The organism is Streptomyces uncialis, assembly GCF_036250755.1.
Taxonomy (GTDB): domain Bacteria; phylum Actinomycetota; class Actinomycetes; order Streptomycetales; family Streptomycetaceae; genus Streptomyces; species Streptomyces uncialis.
The window spans coordinates 6137279-6154034 of the sequence record NZ_CP109583.1 but is presented as its reverse complement, the minus strand read 5'-3'; the positions used below and the strand labels follow the sequence as shown (position 1 = coordinate 6154034).

The following is a 16756-nucleotide window of genomic DNA, read 5'->3' as shown; positions in this document are numbered from 1 at the left end:
ACCGGATCAGCGGGGCACCGGATCAGCGGGGCACCCGTACCACGCCCTCCTGGATGACGGTGATCGCCAGCCGGCCGTCCTGGGTCCAGATCCGGGCCTGGCCCAGGCCACGGCCGCCCGCCGACGACGGGGACTCCTGGTCGTAGAGGAGCCATTCGTCCGCCCGGAACGGACGGTGGAACCACATCGCGTGGTCCAGCGAGGCACCCACGACATCACCGACGGCCCACCCGCCCCGGCCGTGCGCGAGGAGCACCGAGTCGAGGAGCGTCATGTCGGAGACGTAGGTGGCGAGGCAGACATGCAGCAGGGGGTCGTCGGCGAGCTTGCCGTTGGTGCGGAACCAGACCTGGGAGCGCGGCTCGCGGGGCTCACCGAGCGTCGCGAACGGCGGCGCGTCGGCATAGCGGAGGTCGACGGCCCGGCGCGCCTCCGACATCCGGTCCGGGACCCCGGGCAGCAGTACGCCGGCGTGCCGGGCGAGGGTCTCCTCCGCCGTCGGCAGGGTCTCCGGATCGGGTGCCGGCGGCATCACCGTCTGGTGTTCCAGGCCCTCCTCGTGGACCTGGAACGACGCCGAGAGATGGAAGATCGGCTGCCCGTGCTGCACGGCGACGACCCGCCGGGTGGTGAAGGAACGGCCGTCCCGGATGCGGTCGACGGTGTACACGATCGGCGCGCCCGGGTCCCCGGGCCGCAGGAAGTAGGAGTGCAGCGAGTGCGCGGTCCGGTCGGCGGGCACGGTGCGTCCCGCGGCGACCAGCGACTGGGCCGCGACCTGCCCGCCGAACACCCGCGGCACCACGGAGGAATGGGAATGCCCGCGGAAGATGTTCTCCTCGATCTTCTCCAGGTCCAGCAGATCGAGAAGGGAGGTAAGTGGTTGATCCATACAGTGAGTTTGGCAGAGAAATACCGTCACGCACCGGTTTTCCTGGCCCCGGCGACAGCGGTCGCATTCCCCGCATTCCCGCAATTCTCCCGACGGGAGAGGACGGGGCGGCACAAGGAAAGAGAACCTCCGGCGGTTCATTTCCCGGGCATTCCCCAGGTGTCCGGAACTCACCTGGGGAGCAAGGGCCCGTCCGCCGCCGTCCGTCCGGGATCACCGACCGCCCGGACGGACAGCGGCGGACGGCGGACCGTACCGGAGGGGGTTACAGCCCCATAGGGGGTTACAGCCCCATAGGGGGTTACAGCCCCATGTCCTTCGCGATGATCATCTTCATGACCTCGCTCGTGCCGCCGTAGATGCGGTTGACGCGGTTGTCCGCGTACAGGCGGGCGATCGGGTACTCGTTCATGAAGCCGTAGCCGCCGTGCAGCTGGAGACAGCGGTCGATCACCCGGTGCGCCACCTCGGTGCAGAACAGCTTCGCGGACGCGGCCTCCGCGGCGGTCAGCTCACCCGCGTCGAGCGCCTCGATCGCCCGGTCCACGACGGCCTCGGCCGCGTCGACCTCGGCCTTGCACGCGGCCAGTTCGAACTTGGTGTTCTGGAAGGACGCGACCGTCTTGCCGAAGACCGTGCGCTCCTCGACGTAGTTCTGGGCGAAGCGGATGGCGGCCTTGGACTGCGCGTACGCGCCGACCGCGATACCGAGCCGCTCCTGGGGGAGGTTCTGCCCGAGGTACGAGAAGCCCTTGTTCTCCTCGCCGAGCAGGTCCTCCACGGGCACCTTGACGTCCGAGAAGGACAGTTCCGCGGTGTCGGAGACCTTCAGGCCCAGCTTGTCGAGCTTGCGGCCGACCGCGTACCCCTCGGACTTCGTGTCGACCACGAAGAGGGATATGCCGTGGCGGCGGTCCTCGGGGGTGGACGACGCGGTACGGGCGCAGACGATGACCCGGTCGGCGTGCACACCGCCGGTGATGAAGGTCTTGGCGCCGTTGAGGACGTAGTGCGTGCCGTCCTCGGAGAGCTTCGCGGTGGTCTGCATCCCCGCGAGGTCGGAGCCGGTGCCCGGCTCGGTCATGGCGATCGCGTACATGGTCCGGCCGGTGGCGAAGTCCGGCAGCCAGCGCTTCTTCTGGTCCTCGGTGCCGTACGCCTTGAGGTACGGCAGACACAGCAGGACATGGACACCGCTGCCGCCGAACGAGACCCCCGCGCGGGCGGTCTCCTCGGCCATGACGGCCTCGAACTTGAACGTCGACAGCCCGGCGCCGCCGTACTCCTCCGGCACCTCGATCCCGAAGACGCCCAGCTCACCGAGCTTGTCGTAGAACTCGCGCGGGGGCTGGCCGGCGGCGTACCACTCGTCGTAGACGGGGACGACCTCGGCCTCGATGAAGGCCCGGACGGTGTCCCGGAACGCCTCGTGGTCCTCGTTGTAGATGGTGCGGCGCACGGGTCTCCTTCGTCTGCGGCGAACGGCCCGGCCGCGGGTACGACACCGGCTGCGGGCACGACAATGGACTAAGCGCTTGCTCAGGTCTACATTACCCGCCGGTCACCTGGACCGTCCAGAGCGGCGGCGGCGCTGCGACCCATCCCACAGGGCCGCCCCGGCCGACGGGAGGCCCCGTTCCACAGGACCCGCCTCAACGGCAGAACCCACCTCGACCGGCAGGACGACCCCGTTCCACAGGACCGCCCCGACCGACAGGACCGCCCGACCGACAGGACGCCTTCATCCCAGGGCAGTCTCATCCCGGGGCAGCCTCATCCCCCAGGACGCGGACACGGCCCCGGAGGATGCGTCCCGGGGCGGAGGAGTCGGGGCAGGGCGGTCCGGGGCGCGTCCGGGACGGCGGCCCTCCGCGATACTCGGTCCCACCACGTCCAACAGAACCACCGGAGGCCCCCGTTGTCCGCGATTCACGACTTCGCCACCTGGGAACCCGTGGTACGGCTCCTGCGGGCCGGCGACACCAGGGGCTTCGCCGCCCCGGGCGGCCATATCGCCGGACGCGTCAGCCGGGGGAGCTGGAGCCTGCCCCTGAACCGGCGGCAGCCGCCGCCCGGGAGGGCGTACCAGATCGAGGACATGCGGGACGAGACGGACGCGGTGGAGCGGGTGCAGGGCGCGCTCAGGGACGCCGGATTCGACGACATCGCGTTCGTGGCGGAGATCGCGCCGTCCGGGCGGACGCTGCTGCGTCTCTTCGGGCCCGCTCCGGCCGCGGAGCCCGGCTTCGGCGGGGCGCACCCGGGTGCGCTCCTCCTGGTCGACGGTTCCGTCCCCGAGCCCTGGCGCCGCCTCCCGGACCCGGCGCCCGGGGCGACCGTGGCCCCGACGGCGGACCCCGCGCTGCTGGAGCGGACGCTGCGCGAGCGGATTCCCGGGGCCACCGGCGCGTCCGAGGCGGAGCTCGCCGCGGCGGAGGCGCGGCTCGGCGTCACGCTGCCCGACGAGCTCCGCGCGCTCTACCGGGTGACGCGGGCCCGCTGGGAGGACTACGGCGACGACCACGAGGCGGCGGAGCGGGAGTCCGAGGCGGTCGGCTGCGAACTGCTCCCGCTGACGGAGGCGTACGTCGCCGACGCGGCGTCCCGTCACTTCGACTGGCCGACCGGGGCCATGGAGGCGGCCGTCACCCCGCCCGACGCCGCGGTGCAGGGGCTGGCCGGCTCACCCGGCTGGATCGTGTTCGGCGACAACGGCGGGGGCGACCGGATCGCCGTCGACCTGACACCCGGCCCCCAGGGACACACCGGGCAGATCATCATGATCAGCCATGAGGAGGACATGGGCGCCGGACTGCTCGCCGACTCCCTCACCGACCTGGTGCTGAAGGGGTACGGCGAGGGCCACCGCGGTCTCCGGGAGGACGGGCCGCCGGTCGTGGCCCGGGTCAACACCGGGGCACTGAAGAGCGTCGAGGCCGCGGCCCACCCCGGCCTGGAGGTGCTGTCCATCGGCGTATGGGAGGGCGAACCCCTCAGCCTCGCCCCGGTCGTCGGCCTCCCCCGGCTGCGGACCCTCACCGCCTACCCCGGTACGCTCGCCGACCCGCTGGAGATCGCCGGGCTGACCGGACTGGAGTTCCTGGAGCTGGGACCGGACGACTGGCGGGCCCTCCTCGACGCCGGCGCCGTTCCCCGTGGTCTGTCCGCCGCCGCGATCGAGGTACGCAACAGCGAGCACCCGTTCCCGGTCGTGACCCTCGCCAACGAACTCCTCGCCCTCTGGAACCGCCCCCTGATCACCGTCACCACCCTCGAAGCCGACCTCGGCCCCGCGTGACGACGGTGACCGGGGTGGCCGCGGCGACCGGGGTCACCCCGGTCACCGGGATGGCCTACGGCACGGCGGGGCAGCGGGTGCCCCGGGGCGGCACCACCAGATCGGTCAGATAGCGGTCCACGGCGTCCCGCATGCACGGGCCACGGGTGACGCTGCCGTGCCCGTGGCCCTCGTAGGTGAGGAGCACACCGCCGCGGCCGAGCTGCCGGGCCACGGAGACCGCCCACGGGTAGCCGGTGGCCGGGTCGTGCCGCGCGTGGGACAGCAGGATCGGCGGAGCGCCGCGCACGTCGAGGCGGCGCTGCGGGTCGGCGGTCGGCGCGCCCAGGCACGCCGCCACCATATGGATCGGCAGCAGATGGGGCAGGTCGGGCGCGGTCCTGTTCATCATGGCGACGAGCGAGGCGTACTCCCGGTGGTCGCGCACGGGCAGGTGCCAGTCCGAGCAGAAGACGGGGGTCGCCGGATGCAGCGGCGCCACCGAGGTGGGTGAGGCGGGCAGCGGCTCGCTCGCGTCCATCTTCGCGACCGCCGTGGCCAGGCTGGCGTGGTCGGCCCCGTAGAACTTGCGGAACGCGGTCCTGTTGACCAGGTCCGAGGGCGACACCGGGCTGCCCGGCCGCGACGGGTCCTCCAGCTCACCGCGCCCGGCCCGGGCCAGCAGGTCCCGCCAGACGGCGCGGACATCGCGGCCGTGCAGCGCGCAGTCCGCGTTGCCGCCGCACCACTTCACGAACTCCCGGAACGAATCCTCCGCCGCGACCGCCTGGGCCCGCAGGAACTCGCGGGCGGTCGGGACGCTGTGGTCCATGACGCTCTCCAGCACCGTCGCGCGCACCCGGCGCGGATAGGTCTCGGCGTACCGCGCCCCGAGCAGCGTGCCGTAGGAGCTGCCGTGGAAGGTCAGTTTCCGCTCACCGAGGGCGGCCCGCAGAGCGTCCAGGTCCCGGACCGTCTGCGCGGTGCCGAGATGCCCGAACACCGGACCGGTACGGGCCCGGCAGTCGGCACGGAGCCGTTCGTTGTACGCCACGGTGGCCTCGAAGTCCGCCTGGCTCGTCAGCTCCGGTGACGGCCGCGCGGCGAGCAGGTCGCCGGAGCAGGTCACCGCACCGCTGGCGCCCACACCGCGCGGGTCGAAGCTGACGATGTCGAACCTGCGCCGGACCTCGGGGCTGAACCGGCCGATACGGCCGGCCACCATCTCCACACCCGAGTCGCCCGGCCCGCCGGGCCCGAACACCATCGAGCCGACGCGTGCGCCGGGGTCGGTGGCCTGGCGGCGGGCCACGGCCAGATCGAGCCGCGGCCCGTCCGGGCGGGCCCAGTCGACCGGCACCGGGAGAGTGGCGCACTCGGCTCCCGGCTTCGCCGGATCGCCGCACGGCACCCATCGCAGGGCCCCGGCGGCGGGCGGAGACGCGTGGACAGCGGGGACGGTGGCGAGCCCGGCGACGAGGACCATGGCGACTCCCCCGGCCACGGCCGTGCCCCGCGCGGCGATACGCCGCGGTGATGATCTGCCGCTTAACGGCATGGCTGATCCTCCTCCTGAGGAGAGCGGTGGTGTGGTCAGACGTGCGGGCCCGGCCGGGGCACGTCGTCACGTTAGGCGCGCCGCCGCCCCTGCGGCGCCCGTGTCGGGAGCATCTCCGGGTCCGGTCAGGGACGGCTCAGGGTCTACCCGGGGGCGCGGGGCGGGGACCGAAGAGCGGGGCGCGGGGCGAAGGCGGGTCAGGGGCGGGTCAGGTCGGATCGAGACACGCAGGGGGGTTCTGCCGTGCTCGCGGTCGGCGCGCCTAGCAGGAGTCGTCCAGGTACTCGCGGGCGAGCGTGGACGCGCGGGTGAGCCAGTCGGCGAGTACGGCGATCTCGTCCGGGGTGTAGTCGGCGAACAGCGACGCGAGGCGCGCCTGATAGGGGTCGTAGACCGCCCGCACACGCTCGGCGGCGGCCGGGACGGCCTCGACGCGCACCCGGCGCCGGTCGTCGGGGTCCGGACTCCGGGTCACGAATCCGCCGCGCTCCAGGCGGTTGAGGATGCCGGTCACCGCCCCCGTGGTGACGTTCGCCCGGCCGGCCAGGTCGCCGGCGGTGACCGGGGTGTCCCCCGCCTCCAGGACATACGCGAAGCAGGTCAGGTCCGTGATGCTCAGGCCCAGGTTCCGGGCGAACTCCTGATTGCCCACGATGTTCGTCGCGACGAGGCCGTCCAGCGCGGCGAGCACGTCCGAGGCGGAGGCTGCGGGGCGGGGCTTGCCCTCCATTGAACTTTCCTTAGTACGTAAGATAAATTTCTCACTTGCTAAGCCATCATAGATCGGCGCAGGTGGCGTGGCCGCGGCATGCCGTGGGCGCGGTCCGGCGCGCCCGGAAGGCGGACACATGAGCGGACATACCTACGACCATGGCCACACCCTCGCGGGCTGGGTGGGCGTCGCCGTCGCCACGGTCGGAGGCACGGTCACCGGACTGGGCGTCATCTCCTGGCGGCCGGGGATCTGGCTCGGCCTCGCGGTCACGGCGGCGGCCGTCCTGACCACCTGGGCCATGCATCTCACGGGCTGGGGCAAACCCCCCGGCCTGCGGCCCGTCGCGGAGCGGGGTTTACGGGTCCGCGACCGCGCGGCCCGCGCGGGGCACCCGGACTGCCTCGGATGCGCACTGGCCGGACGGCGCGTCACCCCGGTACGCCCCGCGCCCCGGGTCCCCGCGGCGCGTACGGATTCCCCGGCCGACCGTACGGGGTCCCCGGCCGACCGTACGGGGTCCCCGGCCGACCTGGCCTCCTGACGGGCCCCGCCCGACACCGCCCCGCGACCGGCTCCGGGGCGGACGCCGAGGGGCTTACCGGGCGGGGGCGCGGCTCCGTGACGGCAGGTCAGCCGGACTTGACGCCGACCCCGGGTACGCCGGGTACGCCGGGTACGTGATGTGCGCTGCGTACGCCGGGCGCACCGCGTACATGGGGTCGTGCATCGGGTGCACCGGGTACCTCGTGGGCGCCGCGTACGTCGGACGGCTCCCGGCGGGTCAGCTCGCAGCGGCCGTCGGCGCACGAACGCCGCAGCCTGCCCCTCGACACGGTCTGCACCAGCCCGATCATCCAGCACATCGGGCACCCCCGCAGCGCGAGCAGTCCCAGCGGGGCCAGCACCAGACTGAACGGTCCCACGGCCGGGATCAGCAGCACGGACCCGGCCAGCGCGCCGAACCCGGCCCCGCCCCGCAGCAGATGCCGGGGCAGCGAGGCACTGGCGAAGTTCCCCGGGGCCGTCGATGCCGTCGTCACGGCCTGCCGGTGTACGTGATCCGCCGTGGACGTACCGCCCTTCCGGTCAGTCATGGCCGCCTCCCCACGCCGGGTCGAGGGACGTGCGCCGCAACGTCTCGCGGACCGTGGCGCGGGCGCGGTGCAGCCGGGACTTCATCGCGGCGGTGCTGAGGCCGAGGGTGTCGGCGGTCGTCCGCCCGCTGTACCCCTGGATGTCCCGCATGATCAGCACCCGCCGCTGGTCGGCGGGCAACGCGGCGATCGCCTCCGCCACCCGGTCCGCCTCCAGCCGCCGCAGCACGTCGTCCTCGAACGACGGGACGACGGTGTCGGGGAGCGGGCCGTGTCCGCGCAGCAGCGACTTCGAGCGTCGCAGGCACTCGTTGCGGACGATCCGGAACATCCACGAGGCCAGGGCCCCGGAGGCCCGCAGCATCCCGATCTTGCGGTACAGGATGATCAGCGCTTCCTGCGCGGCGTCCTCGGCGTCCTGGGGCGAGGCGCACAGCGAGTACGCGAAGCGCTGGACATGCGGATGCGAGCCCGACACCAGGGCTGCGGTGGCCTCGGCGTCCCCTTCCCGCGCGGCGGCGATCAGCCGCTCCCCGGGCCACTTGACGTCAGCCACGCGAACGCCCCCACCGGCGCAGCACGTAGACCACACACGCGCAGACGGCCACTGCCGCCACGACCCCACCGATGACCATGTCCATGGTTTCCTCCGTTCCCGTGCCGACGCCGTTCGCCCGCACAGGTATGAGAGGCACCCCGGCCACCAAAGGATTCACGTCCCGGGGATTCTTCCCCGGACGGGGTCCGATGCGAGGCGCGGGGAGCGCGGGATCGGACGCGCGGGCGCCGACGCGCCGCCGTGCGACCTTGGCGCCCTCATCCGTGACGGAGGTCGTCCACCTAGCCTGGACGGTGGGACCAAGGCGACGAGGACGAGAACCGGGGCGCGCCATAGTCCGGCGGCGGAGGAGGAAGGGGGGCCGCCGCAGGCGTTCGGCCCCGGCCAGGGGCAGCGGCGCGGGCTGTCCGGTACCGCCGCCTGATCGTTCTCAGGCGGATCGGCCGACGTCCAGCCGTTCGGGCGACGGCTCGAATCCAGCCGCCCTGTAGGTGGCGACGGCGGCGGCGTTCGAGCTCGGGGCGGCGACGAGTGCGCTTGACGCACCCAGTTCACGCAGCGCCGCCGCGGCGGCGACGCTCATCGCCGTCCCGTAGCCGCGACCGCGATGGTCGGCGTGCACGCCCACCGGCTCCAGCAGGCCGGGCTTGCCGTGCCCGGCCGACCAGACCGTCGCCGCGGCCACCGCGTTGTCCTGGTCGTCGTAGCCGATCAGGCAGCGCGCGTCGGCGTAGACCGGCCCGGCCGCGAGGACGTGCCAGACCTCCTCGGTGAACGCCGGGCTGCCGAACGCAGAGCGGTGCACCGCGGTCCGCACCCCTGCCGTGTCCGGACCGGCCACCTCGATCCGCAGGCCGGAGTCCTTCACCGGCCCGGTGAGGTCGTGACGCAGCGGCGTCCACGGCTCGTCCGGATGCCAGCCCGCCTCCAGGAGGACCTCGCGGAGCAGGGCGCCGTCGGGGATTTCGAGTGCGGCCTTCCCGGGCGGCAGGACCCCGCGCTCCGGATCACCGAGGTCCGCCAGCAGTCGGCGCGCCAGATCACCGTCCTGTCGCAGGTCCGGCGCGGTCGTCAGGCGCAGCAGATCAGGGGCGTCCAGGTATCCGACGGCGATGATCCGTCCGCCCACGCTCCAGGTGCGGACGGCCGCGGCCAGCCTCTCCGCACCCAGCGCCCAGCGCCCAGCGCCCAGCCGAGGTCTCCCGGATGGAGTTGCAGCGGCGTGCGGTCGTCCTGCCATGCGCGGAGGGCGTCCACGGCCCCGGTCAGCCCGTCGACGCCGGGCTCGTTCAGAACGATCGTCATGTCCCGGATCTCACACCAGCCCGGCGCCCGGCCGCACCTGGTTTTCCTCAGCCGACCGGACCGCCAGGACACGCCCTGGGCCCGGGTCTCGGCCACGGCGTCCGCTCACGAATCCAGGTCCTCGGCCACCGTGAACCCCGAGGAGTCGCCCTGCTCAAGCCGCTCGAACGTCGCCCGGTCCGCGTCCCGGATATCAGGACGGCACTCCAGCGCCCAGTGCCCGATGAAGCGGGCCAGCTCGCCCTCGAACTCCTCCCGCCTTCCGGCGGGGAGCGCCGCACGGATGTCCTCCACGGTGCTGGGCAACTCCACCTGATTCCCCCGGAAGAACGTCGCCAAGGGCCTGAGCCCGGCAGGCTCATGCATGGAACGCCTCCAAATGCGGATCTCGAACGGGCTGTGATCGTGTGAGACGGGGTCGTTCTCGCGTGCTTCGTCAGGGACGGACAGCGGCCCATTCACGGTCGAGGATCGAGTGGACGACGGAGTCCCGCCACCGGCCGCCCTTATGGATGTGCTCGCGGATGACGCCCTCCTCCACCATGCCTGCCCTGGCCATGGTGCGCGCGGATGCCTCGTTGAGCGGAGAGCGCGCGCCCCAGACCCGGTGCAGATCGAGCCCGTCGAAGGCGAGACCGAGCAGAAGCCGTACGGTCTCGACTCCGTAGCCCACGCCCCACGCCGCCGGACGCAACGCGAATCCCATGGTGACGGCCTTCGGTTGGTGCGGGTCCGCGGCGAGGCGTCCGAACCCGATCAACTCGCCGCTGCCGCGCTCGACGACGGCCAGCGCGTACTCGGTACGTGGCGTATCGACCGCTGACGCGATCGACCTCGCGACGATGTGCTGTACGTCCGCAGGGCTCCGAGGCTCGAACGACAGATGCTCCGTGGCCTGGGGGCTGCCGTAGATCGCGAACACCGCCGCCGTGTCGTCGGCGGTGAGTTCTCGCAGTTTCAAGCGCTGAGCATCACGACTGATCGGGTGCATGCTGGGGGACCTTACCCGTGCCCTCAGCGCGGGAGGGCGGGGCGTCGCGGCTCGTACAGTGCGATCTCCTCACGCAGCTCTCTGGCCAGGATCGCGTCACGCGCCGGGCCGATGGACAAGGCCTGACGTACGCGCGCCGCCGAGAGGACAATGCCGTTGTTGCGAAGTGGAGAGGGCAGGTCGAGTACGGGGCGGATGACTGCGGCAGCGCCATCCAGGTCACCTGCGTACAGATAGGTCAGGGCGTGATTGCACTGTGCTCCGGCCAGATCACCGAAAGCCCAGTCAGGAGCATCGGGGTCGCTGAATCCTCTTACCGCGTGGGCAGCTTGTGCGCTGAGGCGCTCTCCACCATTTCCCAGAAGTACCTGCGACTCCACCGTGTAGTAGAGCTGTTTGGAAAGCGGGTACGTGAGAAGTCCACCAAGAGTGTCGAGATCGTCAGGGACGACCTGTGCTCGCCGCTCTTCAGCCGCGCGATTGGCGGCAAGTACGGATTCGGAGTCACCCAGAAGTGCCGCCGCGCGGGCCTCCAGCCCCAACGCCCACAGGCCGACCGTGCCGTGGAGGGCCGATGCGTGGGCTTGCCCTTGACGGGCGAAGTGGAGTGCGTCCTCGGGTTGGTCAGCCCAGTAGGCGATGAGGGACTTGAGGCCGTTCACCAAGGCGATCAAACCAGGATGCTCAGCATCGTTGGCGCAGGCAAGCGCCACTCGGGCCTGAACCATCGCCGTCTTCGGATCACCCATATCGTTGCTGCCCTTGGCCATCAGGAAGGACAACACTGTTGCCTTGAAGTTCAGGTCCCGGAGCTGCGTGGGTCGCAGTCGCCCGCTCTCCAACAGCCTGAAGGAATCATCCTGGGCTGATGCGAGGTCTTCCCAGATGTCAGACAACGGCACCCGAGGGAAGGCGGCCACAAGACGGCCCACTTCGTCGTCAAGGAACCCTATAGCTTCGTCTCCCACTCGGTCTCGCTCAGCCCCGAGGACGAAATCACGTGCACGTCGTGCTGCCATGGCACCTACCCTTTTCATATCGGTCAGATCCATGCCGAGGTCGGTGTGGTCGGTATGCAACACAACCGGCTTACGAGGGGGAGCTGGTACAGGCTCGGCCCCGTCGGGCACCTCGCTCCACAGTTGGTCGATGCTGTAGCCGAGCATCGCGACAAGGACCCGGCGGGCGTCTCGCTGCGGGCGGCGCTTTCCGTAGTACCACGCTTCAAACGTGGTCAAGGCGGGTTCGATGTCACTTACGCCGAGCCTCGCGGCTACCGGACTGAACTGGTCCAGGAACGCCTTATGTGTGCGCCATTCGCGCTCGTCCAGCAGACACCGGAACAATGTCCGCATCGTGATCCCCTTCCGGCTGACTCCCCGGCATGCCATAGCGAAGGTAGCCCTCGCTCCACGCCAATTCGGCTGGTTTGGACGGCCCTTGAGCCAAACGAGGGATCACCGAGGGAGGTCCGAGCCACCCGCGCGTTCTCCCAACCGAAGACCGAGTAGGGAATGGGGGTAGAACCGTAACGCTGCGGTTGCAAGGCTCGTCCGGTCATCGCTCAGAGTGCCCGTGCGGACACGCATGCGATTGTTGAATCAAGGGAGCCCCATGCAACCAAACAAACCCCGATCCGACGTTGCGGAGCCAGCACCGACTGCACAGGGCCCTCGCCTCATGTGGGCACCGCACGGGGATCTATCTCATGCAACGGGCCAGCACAAGTACCCCAGCATCGATTCTGCAACCTGGACACACTTGGCCTGGAAGGACGCGCGGTGAACGATGGCCCGCTCCTCGACAATCCCCTCGACTTCGGACCGTGCCGGTGCCCCGACCCGGGCTGCGTCCTGAAGAAGAACGCGTCAGGCGGCCCCCGTGACCGTCACACCCTGCGCACCCTTCCCGCCCCTGGACCGGGCGACCCCCACCGACGGCACGCCGAGGACAAGGCCCCCGCGATGCTCTCGTACCAGGAGCTGATCGTCCCCCGGGACGGTCCGGTGAACCCGGACACCTGCCCGCAGTGCGCGTCGCTCCGCAACGCCATGCGGTCCACGCTCGACCGGAGCGACACGGGCGCCCTCATGGTCGTCGTGGAGATGATGGACCTGCACAGGAAGCGGGGCCATCCGCGGGGCACGGTCCACTGATCGGAGCCGGGACCCGGGGCCGTGTCCCGGGGCCCCGGCGTCACCTCGCCGGCCGGCCCGTCACGAATCCCCCGCCAGCCCCGCGAACGCCACGTCGATCGCCTCGCAGGTGCGGTCCAGCTCGTCGGGGGTGACCGCCGAGGAGACGAACCAGCAGGCCAGGCCGTACGCGTTGGTGTGTACGCCCTGGAGCAGCAGATGGTGGCGGAACGCGTCGTAGCGGTGGCGGTCGAGGCGGAACGTGTCGCGGTACGCGCGGGTCGGGGTGCCGTCCGGGGTGAAGACCACCTGGAACATCGCGCCGACGCCCTGGACCGCGCACGGCACCCCGTGGTCCTTCGCGGCCCGGCGGATCGCCTCCATGATCCGCTGCCCGGTCGCTTCGATACGTCCCGTGACCGCCGGGTCCGCGAGCCGGGCCAGGGTGAGGGACGCGGCGGTGGCGCACAGGGGTGAGGAGTTGTACGTACCGCCGTGCTTGACGTACCCGGTCGCCAGCGGTTCCATCAGCTCCCGTACGCCCGCGAACGCCGCGATCGGCAGGCCGCCGCCCAGCGCCTTGGAGAAGACGGCGAGATCCGGCCGCACCCCGAACAGCGTCTGCGCCCCGCCGGGCCCCGTACGGAAGCCGGTGCAGACCTCGTCGAAGACCAGCGCGGTCCCGTGGGCCGTGCACAGGTCGCGCAGCAGGTCCAGGAAGCCGGGATCGGGCATCGTACAGGCGTTGTTGGCGACGATCGGCTCGCAGATCGCGGCGGCGAACTCGGCGGGGTGGGCGGCGAAGACCGCCCGCAGGGACTCGGGGTCGTTCCACGGGCAGACCACCACATCGGCCACCACCCCGGCCGGGATACCGGGCGAGTGCGGCACGGAGTGCGGCGCGTCGTGCGGTCCGGTCTCCTCCGGCGCGGGGCGGTTGGAGATCGCGAGGGTGTCGGTCCAGCCGTGGTAGTGCCCCTCGAACTTCAGGACACGGGACCGGCCGGTGATGCCCCGGGCCGTCCGGATCGCGCCCTGGACGGCCTCGGAGCCGGAGTTCGCGAACCGGACCAGCTCCGCGCACGGCACCATCTCCTGTATCCGCTCGGCCAGTTCGACCTCGGGGACGTTGCACGTACCGAACATGGTCCCGGTGGCCAGCACCTTCGTGAGCTCCCCGGTCAGTTCGGGGGGCGCGTGGCCGAGCACGGCGCTGCCGTACGACAGCAGATAGTCCAGGTACTCGTTGCCGTCGACATCCCGGATACGCGCGCCCGAACCGCTCCGCATGTACAGCGGATAGGGGTCGGGCCCGGTCGAGGTGAGCCGGGAGGAGGAGCTGATCCCGCCCGCGAGGGACCTCTTGGCCCGTTCGAACCAGGAAGCGCTGAGTTCCGTCGATCCGAGGGAAGAAGCCGCTGCCCCGGCGGTGTGGTCCGCGGAGTTTCCGATGCCCATCTGTCTCTCCTGTCGCTTACCGCTGTCCTGATGGCCGGAATACGCGGCCTTGACGGGTCCGGAGGTATTGCCCAAAACTCGGTGCGGCTCCGCCGGGGGGGGATCACCGGAGCTGATTTCCGGAGAATTCAGGCCGGGCGGGCCGATGGCATATGACGAAAGGAATTCCTGTATGACAGCCGGGAGAATTTCCGTGGTCACGGGTGCGGGCAGCGGCATCGGGCGGGCCTGCGCGCTCGGTCTGCTGGCCGCCGGCTGGACGGTGGTGCTGACCGGCCGCCGCGAGGCGCCGCTGAAGGAGACCGCACGGCTGGCCGGGGCGGCCGGGGACCGGGCCGTGCCGGTGACCTCGGACGTGACCGACCCGGACGCGGTCGACGACCTGTTCGCCGAGATCGACGCCCGGTTCGGGCGGCTCGACCTCCTCTTCAACAACGCGGCCGACGTCATGCCGTACACCCCGACGGAGGACGTGTCCGCCGCCGACTGGCACCGGGTCATGGACTCCGTCGCCACCGGTACGTTCCTCTGTTCGCGTGCCGCGTTCCGGCTGATGAAGCGGCAGTCGCCGCGCGGCGGGCGGATCATCAACAACGGGGCTCCCTCCGCCCAGGTGCCCCGGCCGGACTCGATCGCGTTCACCGCAGCGAAGCACGCGGTCGCCGGGCTGACGCGCTCGCTGTCGCTGGACGGCCGCCGCCACGACATCTCCGCCGGCCAGATCGACATCGGCAATGTGACGCCCGAGGACCGCGGGCAGCCCGCCGTGCGCCAGGCCGACGGCTCACTGCGCGTGGAGCCCACCATGGACATCCGGCATGTCGTCGACATGGTGTGCGCCATGGCTGATCTTCCGGTCGGGGTCAACATCCAGTCCGTGACGGTGATGCCCAGCTCCATGCCGTACGTCGGGCGCGGCTGAGGGCGGCCGGGCACCGGCGTCCTGGGCCGGCGCCCAGGCGGCGTCGGCCGCGACGAACGCCTCGATCAGCGGGACCTCGGGGAGGCGGCCCGCCCGCTCCCAGGACAGGACGCGGTGCAGCCCGTCCAGATGGATCAGTCCCTCCCCCGCCGTCATACGTTCGTAGTCGGCGCCGGGGACCGGGCGGGAGCTGAGGTAGAGCGGGCGCGGCGGCGCGGCGCTCTGCCGGTCGAGCTTGTGCGCGCACAGCGGATTGCCCGAGGCGTACTCCGCGCCCAGGGCGCGCAGCCGGACGGCCGCCGCGGCGACCGTCATACCGGTGGGCGGGACGAGTTCGACCGCGCCGCCCTCGCCGAGATGCCAGGGCAGCACGATGCCGAGGATGTCGCGGCGGTCGAGCAGGACACGGTGCCAGTGGCCCAGCGCGGCGTCGGCGCTGTGCAGATGCTCCTCCGCCTCGTCGTTCGAGTTGGCCTCGTCACCGGGCGCGTAGGGGTGCTCGTCCGCGAGGTCGCGCAGCACACGGCCGAACGGGACGGAGGCGATCACTCTCATACGGGGTGCTGCCTTTCGGGGACGGGCTCGGGACGGGCTCGGGGCGAACGGGAGCGGGGGCGGGGGCGGGGGCGGGAGGTGACGACGCGCGCGCCGGACGGCTCAGCGCGGCTGTCCCCCCCTACCCGGTGGACCCGTACTCGGTGGACCCGTACCCGGTGGACTCGTACTCGGTGAAGTGGGCTTCGTTGAACAGCTCCGGCCACTCGCCCCGGTCCAGGCCCAGCCGCCGCGCGGTGGCCAGCACATGCCGCCAGTACGGTTTGACCGGCGGCCACTTCGCGCCGGTCCGGCAGTAGGAACCGTCGATCATGTAGCGGAACCCACCGGCCGGTTCGCGGGCGGCGCGCCGGGCGTGGAAGAGCGCGGAGTGCAGCAGGACGGTCGAACCGGGCGGCAGGTCGTCGATCACCACCTCGCCGGGCAGCTCACCGGTGCCCAGATGCGCGCGGGCGGTCTTGCCGACGACCTCCCGGTGGGAGCCGGGCAGTACGGCGAGGGGGTCCATCGAGGGGTCGAGTCCGCCGATGTAGTGCAGGGCGTGGGCCATGGGCAGGCGCCGGTCCCGCTGCGGATGCTGCTCGTAGTCGTGGTGCCAGGCCTTGCCGGGCGCGGCGGCGCCCCTGCGGTCGCTGTGCAGATGGTGGAAGACGAAGTCCGGGCCGATCAGATGGCACAGGACCCGCAGCAGCGGGGGGTGGGCGGCCAGTTCGCCGTGGGCGGGGAGCTCTATCTCCACGAAGGGCGGGAGGCCGCCAGGGACCGGAACGGGGTACCGGCAGGCGTCGATGGAGCGGCGGCGGAGTCCGCTGTCCACCCAGTGGTCGACCTCCGGCCGGAGCCGGGCGAGGAGATCCGGGGGAAGGAAGCCCGGGAGTACGACGTATCCGTCGGTACGGAATTTCTCCAGAAGATCGTTCTCCAGGTCCATGGAAATCTGCGCGCGCATGGAAAATCCCTCCCGCATCCCATTGCCTTTCGGAGAACCGCCATCCGGCACTTCCCCGAACATGACTGACGGCCACGACGGACAGCTGTCGTGGCAATTTCCGTGGAACAGGAGGGAAAGTTATCCGATTGTCTCCCCCGGTATGCGCGGCGGACGGACAATGGCCGGTGTGGACCGGTGTGACTCAAACAGGATCGGCCCCCTCGCCACCGGCACCGTTCCCCCGTTTCCCTGTGGGCACTCCGGCATCGGGCCGTGCGGCAGGCGGGCGCGCCCCGTGCGATGTTCAGCCGTGCCGCGTCGCGTCCAGCAGTGCTTCGGTCATCTCCGCGAGCCGTTCCGCGTC

General features: G+C 71.4%; 15 protein-coding genes and 2 pseudogenes. 4 read left to right on the top strand and 13 right to left on the bottom strand.

Annotation, left to right across the window (positions count from 1 at the left end; all coding sequences use genetic code 11):
* Window positions 1–22 precede the first annotated feature (22 nt).
* Window positions 23–892: an acyl-CoA thioesterase II gene (gene tesB, locus OG711_RS25740; protein WP_073793812.1), complete on the bottom strand. Its 870-nt coding sequence runs from the start codon at window positions 890–892 to the stop codon at window positions 23–25.
* A 301-nt stretch (window positions 893–1193) separates the two neighbouring features.
* Window positions 1194–2351: an acyl-CoA dehydrogenase family protein gene (locus tag OG711_RS25735; protein WP_329560687.1), complete on the bottom strand. Its 1158-nt coding sequence runs from the start codon at window positions 2349–2351 to the stop codon at window positions 1194–1196.
* Between the two features lie 459 nt (window positions 2352–2810).
* Between OG711_RS25735 and OG711_RS25730 the strand changes: the two genes are divergently transcribed.
* Window positions 2811–4190: an SMI1/KNR4 family protein gene (locus tag OG711_RS25730; protein WP_073793814.1), complete on the top strand. Its 1380-nt coding sequence runs from the start codon at window positions 2811–2813 to the stop codon at window positions 4188–4190.
* A gap of 55 nt (window positions 4191–4245) precedes the next feature.
* On the opposite strand, the gene OG711_RS25725 is transcribed toward OG711_RS25730, so the two are convergent.
* Window positions 4246–5727, bottom strand: a complete 1482-nt coding sequence (locus tag OG711_RS25725) for an alpha/beta hydrolase (protein ID WP_329560685.1) — start codon at window positions 5725–5727, stop codon at window positions 4246–4248.
* A 262-nt stretch (window positions 5728–5989) separates the two neighbouring features.
* The gene (locus OG711_RS25720; protein WP_099284268.1) at window positions 5990–6457 is read right to left on the bottom strand and encodes a MarR family winged helix-turn-helix transcriptional regulator; all 468 of its coding nucleotides are present in this window, start codon (window positions 6455–6457) and stop codon (window positions 5990–5992) included.
* A gap of 118 nt (window positions 6458–6575) precedes the next feature.
* On the opposite strand from OG711_RS25720, the gene OG711_RS25715 reads away from it, so the two are divergent.
* On the top strand, window positions 6576–6983 hold the full coding sequence (locus tag OG711_RS25715) for an HGxxPAAW family protein (protein WP_329560681.1): 408 nt from the start codon (window positions 6576–6578) through the stop codon (window positions 6981–6983).
* Window positions 6984–7071: 88 nt separating this feature from the next.
* On the opposite strand, the gene OG711_RS25710 is transcribed toward OG711_RS25715, so the two are convergent.
* From OG711_RS25710 to OG711_RS25685, 6 genes and pseudogenes are all read right to left on the bottom strand, one after another.
* The gene (locus OG711_RS25710) at window positions 7072–7536 is read right to left on the bottom strand and encodes a hypothetical protein (RefSeq protein WP_329560679.1); all 465 of its coding nucleotides are present in this window, start codon (window positions 7534–7536) and stop codon (window positions 7072–7074) included.
* A complete protein-coding gene (locus tag OG711_RS25705) occupies window positions 7529–8092 on the bottom strand; it encodes an RNA polymerase sigma factor (protein WP_329560677.1) in 564 nt (187 codons plus the stop codon). Before OG711_RS25705 ends, OG711_RS25710 begins: the two co-directional genes overlap by 8 nt.
* 433 nt (window positions 8093–8525) lie before the next feature.
* Window positions 8526–9400 (bottom strand): annotated as a pseudogene (locus OG711_RS25700) (GNAT family N-acetyltransferase).
* A gap of 105 nt (window positions 9401–9505) precedes the next feature.
* A complete protein-coding gene (locus OG711_RS25695; protein WP_329560675.1) occupies window positions 9506–9766 on the bottom strand; it encodes a hypothetical protein in 261 nt (86 codons plus the stop codon).
* A 70-nt stretch (window positions 9767–9836) separates the two neighbouring features.
* Window positions 9837–10391 (bottom strand): GNAT family N-acetyltransferase, encoded by a 555-nt coding sequence (locus tag OG711_RS25690; protein WP_329560673.1) that lies wholly within the window; start codon window positions 10389–10391, stop codon window positions 9837–9839.
* Window positions 10392–10414: 23 nt separating this feature from the next.
* Window positions 10415–11746 (bottom strand): hypothetical protein, encoded by a 1332-nt coding sequence (locus tag OG711_RS25685; RefSeq protein ID WP_329560671.1) that lies wholly within the window; start codon window positions 11744–11746, stop codon window positions 10415–10417.
* Between the two features lie 426 nt (window positions 11747–12172).
* On the opposite strand from OG711_RS25685, the gene OG711_RS25680 reads away from it, so the two are divergent.
* Entirely contained in the window at window positions 12173–12547 is a 375-nt protein-coding gene (locus OG711_RS25680) for a hypothetical protein (RefSeq protein ID WP_329560669.1), read from the top strand.
* Between the two features lie 60 nt (window positions 12548–12607).
* Here OG711_RS25680 and OG711_RS25675 read toward each other — a convergent pair whose 3' ends face one another.
* Window positions 12608–13984, bottom strand: a complete 1377-nt coding sequence (locus OG711_RS25675; protein WP_329560667.1) for an aspartate aminotransferase family protein — start codon at window positions 13982–13984, stop codon at window positions 12608–12610.
* Between the two features lie 172 nt (window positions 13985–14156).
* Between OG711_RS25675 and OG711_RS25670 the strand changes: the two genes are divergently transcribed.
* Window positions 14157–14906 carry an SDR family oxidoreductase gene (locus OG711_RS25670; RefSeq protein WP_329560665.1) on the top strand — a complete coding sequence of 250 codons (750 nt, stop codon included), beginning with the start codon at window positions 14157–14159 and terminating at the stop codon, window positions 14904–14906.
* Window positions 14907–14936: 30 nt separating this feature from the next.
* On the opposite strand, the pseudogene OG711_RS25665 reads toward OG711_RS25670, so the two are convergent.
* A pseudogene (locus OG711_RS25665) lies at window positions 14937–15461 on the bottom strand (DUF6309 family protein); the annotation flags it as partial.
* A gap of 121 nt (window positions 15462–15582) precedes the next feature.
* Window positions 15583–16410: a phytanoyl-CoA dioxygenase family protein gene (locus tag OG711_RS25660; RefSeq protein ID WP_329560663.1), complete on the bottom strand. Its 828-nt coding sequence runs from the start codon at window positions 16408–16410 to the stop codon at window positions 15583–15585.
* Between the last annotated feature and the right edge of the window lie 346 nt (window positions 16411–16756).

Coding starts and splice junctions, on each gene's coding strand:
- tesB (WP_073793812.1), bottom strand. CDS start 892: ATGGATCAACCACTTACCTCCCTTCTCGATCTGCTGGACCTGGAGAAG.
- OG711_RS25725 (WP_329560685.1), bottom strand. CDS start 5,727: ATGCCGTTAAGCGGCAGATCATCACCGCGGCGTATCGCCGCGCGGGGC.
- OG711_RS25720 (WP_099284268.1), bottom strand. CDS start 6,457: ATGGAGGGCAAGCCCCGCCCCGCAGCCTCCGCCTCGGACGTGCTCGCC.
- OG711_RS25715 (WP_329560681.1), top strand. CDS start 6,576: ATGAGCGGACATACCTACGACCATGGCCACACCCTCGCGGGCTGGGTG.
- OG711_RS25710 (WP_329560679.1), bottom strand. CDS start 7,536: ATGACTGACCGGAAGGGCGGTACGTCCACGGCGGATCACGTACACCGG.
- OG711_RS25695 (WP_329560675.1), bottom strand. CDS start 9,766: ATGCATGAGCCTGCCGGGCTCAGGCCCTTGGCGACGTTCTTCCGGGGG.
- OG711_RS25690 (WP_329560673.1), bottom strand. CDS start 10,391: ATGCACCCGATCAGTCGTGATGCTCAGCGCTTGAAACTGCGAGAACTC.
- OG711_RS25685 (WP_329560671.1), bottom strand. CDS start 11,746: ATGCGGACATTGTTCCGGTGTCTGCTGGACGAGCGCGAATGGCGCACA.
- OG711_RS25675 (WP_329560667.1), bottom strand. CDS start 13,984: ATGGGCATCGGAAACTCCGCGGACCACACCGCCGGGGCAGCGGCTTCT.
- OG711_RS25670 (WP_329560665.1), top strand. CDS start 14,157: ATGACAGCCGGGAGAATTTCCGTGGTCACGGGTGCGGGCAGCGGCATC.
- OG711_RS25660 (WP_329560663.1), bottom strand. CDS start 16,410: ATGCGCGCGCAGATTTCCATGGACCTGGAGAACGATCTTCTGGAGAAA.